Below are 4,708 nucleotides of genomic sequence, written 5' to 3'. Positions count from 1 at the left end.
GCCGTAGAGCACGCGATTACGCGTCAGGCCCTTGGCCTTGGCGGTGACCACGTATTGTTTGTTGATCTCGTCGAGAAAGCTGTTTTTCGTTAGCAGGGTCATGGTCGCGAAGTTGCCGATCACCAGCGCCGTCACCGGCAGCGCCAGGTGCCAGAAGTAATCGAGGATCTTGCCGCCGAAGCTCAGTTCATCGAAGTTGTTTGAGGTCAGGCCCCTTAGCGGGAACCAGTCGAGATAACTGCCGCCGGCAAACACCACGATCAGCAGGATCGCAAAGAGAAACGCCGGGATCGCATAGCCGACGATGATTGCCGAACTGGTCCAGACATCGAAATGGCTACCGTGCCGCGTGGCCTTGGCGATCCCCAGCGGGATCGACACCAGGTACATGATCAGCGTGCTCCACAGCCCCAGCGAGATCGACACCGGCAGCTTTTCCTTGATCAGGTCGATGACCTTGGCGTCGCGGAAAAAGCTGTCGCCGAAATCCAGCTGCGCGTAGTTCTTGACCATGATCCACAGGCGTTCCGGGGCCGATTTGTCGAACCCGTACATGTGCTCGATTTCCTTGATCAGCGCCGGGTCCAGACCCTGTGCGCCGCGATAGGAGGAGCCGGCCACCGACACCTCGGCACCGCCGCCGGCAATGCGGCTGGTGGCGCCTTCGAAGCCTTCGAGCTTGGCGATCATCTGTTCCACCGGGCCACCGGGCGCGGCCTGGATGATCACGAAGTTGATCAGCAGGATGCCGAACAGGGTCGGGATGATCAGCAGCAGTCGCCGAAAAATATACGCCAGCATCTGATTACTCCGTGCCCACAGGGTCGGCTTGCAGTTTGGTTTCGACTTCTATGGCGGGTTTCGCGTCAGGCTTGACCCACCAGGTATTAATGCCGATGTCGTACTTGGGCGAGACTTTCGGGTGGCCGATGTGGTTCCAGTAGGCCACGCGCCAGGTCTTGATGTGCCAGTTGGGGACCACGTAGTAACCCCATTGCAATACCCGGTCCAGTGCACGGGCATGAGCCACCAGGCTGCTGCGTGAATCGGCGTTGATCAGGGTCTCCACCAATTGATCGACGATCGGGTCTTTCAGGCCCATGGTGTTGCGACTGCTCGGTTTGTCGGCGGCGGCGCTCATCCAGAATTCGCGCTGCTCGTTACCCGGCGAGTTGGACTGCGGGAAACTGCCAACCACCATGTCGAAGTCCCGCGAACGCACGCGGTTGATGTACTGCGAGACGTCCACGCGACGGATCACCAGGTCGATGCCGAGGTCCGCGAGGTTGCGTTTGAACGGCAGCAGCACCCGTTCGAATTCGGTCTGCGCGAGGAGGAACTCGATGACCACGGGTTTGCCGTTGGTGTCGACCATTTTGTCATCGACGATCTTCCAGCCAGCCTCTTGCAGCAATTGATAGGCCTCGCGCTGCTGAGCGCGGATCATGCCGCTGGCATCGGTCTTCGGGTTCTCGAAGGCCTCACTGAACACTTGCGCCGGCAGTTTGCTGCGGAACGGCTCGAGGATCGCCCGTTGCTCGGCGTCAGGCAGGCCAGTGGCAGCCATTTCCGAGTTCTCGAAATAGCTGCGGGTGCGGAAGTAGGCGCCGTTGAACAGTTGTTTGTTGGTCCATTCGAAGTCGAACAGCAGGCCGAGCGCCTGACGCACCCGCACATCCTGAAACACCGGGCGGCGCAGGTTGAAGACAAAGCCCTGCATGCCGGTCGGATTGCTGTTGGTGATCTGTTCCTTGATCAAGCGACCTTCGGTGACCGCCGGGATGTTGTAGGCGTTGGCCCAGTTTTTTGCGGTCATTTCCAGCCAGTAATCGAATTGCCCGGCCTTCAGCGCTTCGAGGGCAACGGTGTTGTCGCGGTAGTAATCGGTGGTCATCGTGTCGAAATTGTAGAAACCACGGTTGACCGGCAAGTCCTTGCCCCAGTAATCCTTGACCCGCTCATAGCGCACCGAGCGCCCGGCCTTCACTTCGGCGACCTTGTACGGGCCGCTGCCCAGCGGGATTTCCAGGTTGCCCTTGGTGAAATCGCGACTGGCCCACCAGTGTTTCGGCAGCACCGGCAACTGGCCGAGAATCAGCGGCAACTCGCGGTTGTTGGTGTGCTTGAACTTGAACAGCACTTTCAGCGGATCTTCGGCGATCACTTCGGAAACGTCGCTGTAGTAGCCGCGAAACAGCGGTGAACCTTCCTTGGTCAGCGTGTTGAAGCTGAACACTACGTCCTCGGCACGTACCGGGTGGCCGTCGTGGAAGCGCGCTTCGGGGCGCAGGTAGAAACGCACCCAGCTGTTGTCCGGAGCCTTTTCGATCTTGCTGGCGATCAGGCCGTATTCGGTGAACGGCTCATCGAGGCTGTGCTTGGTCAGGGTGTCGTAGATCTGCCCGACGTCGTCGGCCGGCACCCCTTTGCTGATGAACGGGTTGAGGCTGTCGAAGCCGCCGAAACCGGCCTGACGGAATGTCCCGCCTTTGGGTGCGTCGGGGTTCACGTAATCGAAATGCTTGAAATCGGCCGGGTATTTCGGCGGCTCGTTGTACAGGGTCACAGCGTGTTGCGGGGCGGCACAGGCCAGCCCGGCGAACAGCAGACCGCTGGCCTGCACGAGCAGGGCGCGGAACGGTTTCATTGATCTTTCTCCGAAGACTTCAGCCACCACGCGCTCAGGCCCAGGGTGTAGGGCGGCGTGGTGACAAAGGCCAACCGGTTGCGGTAGGCCAGACGGTGATAATTGAGGTACCAGTTGGGAATGCTGTAGTGCTGCCACAGCAGCACGCGGTCCAGCGCCTTGCCGGCGGCGACCTGTTCGTCGCGGGTGCGTGCGGCGAGCAATTGCTCGAGCAGGTGATCGACCACCGGATTGGCGATACCCGCGTAATTCTTGCTGCCCTTGACCCCGACCTGACTGGAATGGAAGTACTGCCATTGCTCCAGACCCGGGCTGAGCGTCTGGTTGAGCGTCATCAGGATCATGTCGAAATCGAACTGATCCAGACGTTGTTTGTACTGGGCGCGATCCACCGTGCGCAGGCGCGCATCAATGCCGATGCTGTTGAGGTTCTCGATGTACGGCTGCAGGATGCGCTCAAGGTTCGGGTTGACCAGCAGCAGTTCGAAGCTCAGTGGCTGGCCATTGGCGTTTTGCAAGCGCTGACCGTTGAGCTTCCAGCCGGCCTCGGCGAGCAGGGTCAGGGCCTTGCGCATGGTCTCCCGGGGGATGCCGCGGCCATCGGTCTGCGGCAGGCTGAACGGTGCGGTGAACAGCCGGGCCGGGAGTTGCTCCTTGTACGGCTTGAGCATCAGCCATTCATGGCCGACCGGCAGTCCCGTCGCGGAAAACTCGCTGTTGGGGTAGTAGCTGGTCGTGCGCTTGTAGGCGTCGCTGAACAGCGCTCGGTTGGTCCACTCGAAGTCGAACATCAGGCCCAGCGCTTCACGCACCTTGACGTCGGCAAACGTCGGACGCCGGGTGTTCATGAACAGGCCCTGGCTCGGGGTCGGGATCTGATGCGGGATCTGCGCCTTGATAACATCGCCACGGCGCACGGCCGGGAAGTTGTAGCCGTTGGCCCAGTTCTTCGCCTGGTGCTCGATATAGATGTCGAACTCGCCGGCCTTGAATGCTTCGAAGGCGACGTCGCTGTCGCGGTAGAACTCGACTTCCATGCGATCGAAGTTGTACTTGCCGCGATTGACCGGCAAATCCTTGCCCCAGTAGTCCTTGACCCGTTCGAAGATCAACTGCCGCCCCGGTGTGACGGACGTGATGCGGTATGGCCCGCTGCCCAGCGGCGGCTCGAAGGTGGTGGCCTTGAAGTCGCGGTCTTTCCAGTAATGCTGCGGCAGCACCGGCAGTTCGCCGAGACGCAGGATCAACAACGGATTACCGGAGCGCTTGAGCACGAAACGGATGCGCTGCTTGTTGAGGATGTCGACGCGCAACACTTCCTGCAACGCCGTTCGGTACAGCGGATGACCTTCCTTGAGCAGCAGACGGTAGGAGAACGCCACGTCGTAGGCGGTGATCGGCGTGCCATCGTGAAAACGTGCTTCCGGGCGCAGATTGAACACCACCCAGCTGCGATCTTCGCTGTACTCCACCGATTGCGCGATCAAGCCGTAACTGGATGCGGGTTCGTCACCGGACGGCGAATACTGGCCGGTGCCGACCATCAGCGGCTCGTTCAGCTCGTTGATGCCGTACTGCAGGAAATTCGGCGTGGTGACCGGGCTGGTGCCCTTGAACGTGTAGGGATTGACCGTATCGAAGGTGCCGAATGCCATCACCCGCAACGTACCGCCCTTGGGCGCTTGCGGGTTGACCCAGTCGAAGTGGGTAAATCTGGCCGGGTACTTGAGCGTGCCGAACTGCGCATAACCGTGACTTTCGGTAATCGTCGCGCTTGCGGTTGAGCTCAAGGCCAGGCTGATCAGGAGCAGGAGGAGGGGACGCTTCAAGTCAGATCCGATCCAGGCGGCTTGGGCTTAGTGGGCCGTACAGTAACAGCTTGTCTGGACAGGAAAAAGATGCGGGTTAATGCAGGGTTAATCGTTTGCGCGAAGAGCCCCTCACCCTGACCCTCTCCCGGAGGGAGAGGGGACTGATCGTGGTGTCTGGACGAATTGCACCGACGTGCGATACCGAGTCGAACTCAAGTTCTCAAAAGCCCCTCACCCTGACCCTCTCCCG

At 60.4% G+C, this 4,708-nt stretch carries 3 protein-coding genes; all 3 read right to left on the bottom strand.

Going from position 1 to position 4,708, the window contains the following annotated elements; all coding sequences use genetic code 11:
• A partial coding sequence (locus tag DBR24_RS15205; protein WP_128615171.1) for an ABC transporter permease subunit occupies positions 1–801 on the bottom strand: 801 nt, incomplete at its 3' end.
• 4 nt (positions 802–805) lie between these two features.
• Positions 806–2,647 carry an extracellular solute-binding protein gene (locus tag DBR24_RS15200; protein WP_128615170.1) on the bottom strand — a complete coding sequence of 614 codons (1,842 nt, stop codon included), beginning with the start codon at positions 2,645–2,647 and terminating at the stop codon, positions 806–808.
• Positions 2,644–4,476 carry an extracellular solute-binding protein gene (locus DBR24_RS15195; RefSeq protein WP_128615169.1) on the bottom strand — a complete coding sequence of 611 codons (1,833 nt, stop codon included), beginning with the start codon at positions 4,474–4,476 and terminating at the stop codon, positions 2,644–2,646. Before DBR24_RS15195 ends, DBR24_RS15200 begins: the two co-directional genes overlap by 4 nt.
• Positions 4,477–4,708: the final 232 nt, after the last annotated feature.

It is taken from the genome of Pseudomonas sp. HMWF006, assembly GCF_003061205.1.
Taxonomy (GTDB): domain Bacteria; phylum Pseudomonadota; class Gammaproteobacteria; order Pseudomonadales; family Pseudomonadaceae; genus Aquipseudomonas; species Aquipseudomonas monsensis.
The sequence above is the reverse complement of the archived record's forward strand: the minus strand, read 5'-3'. Positions and strand labels throughout refer to the sequence as shown.

Excerpts from the sequence above, each read along its gene's own strand:
- DBR24_RS15200 (WP_128615170.1), bottom strand. The coding sequence starts at position 2,647 with ATGAAACCGTTCCGCGCCCTGCTCGTGCAGGCCAGCGGTCTGCTGTTC.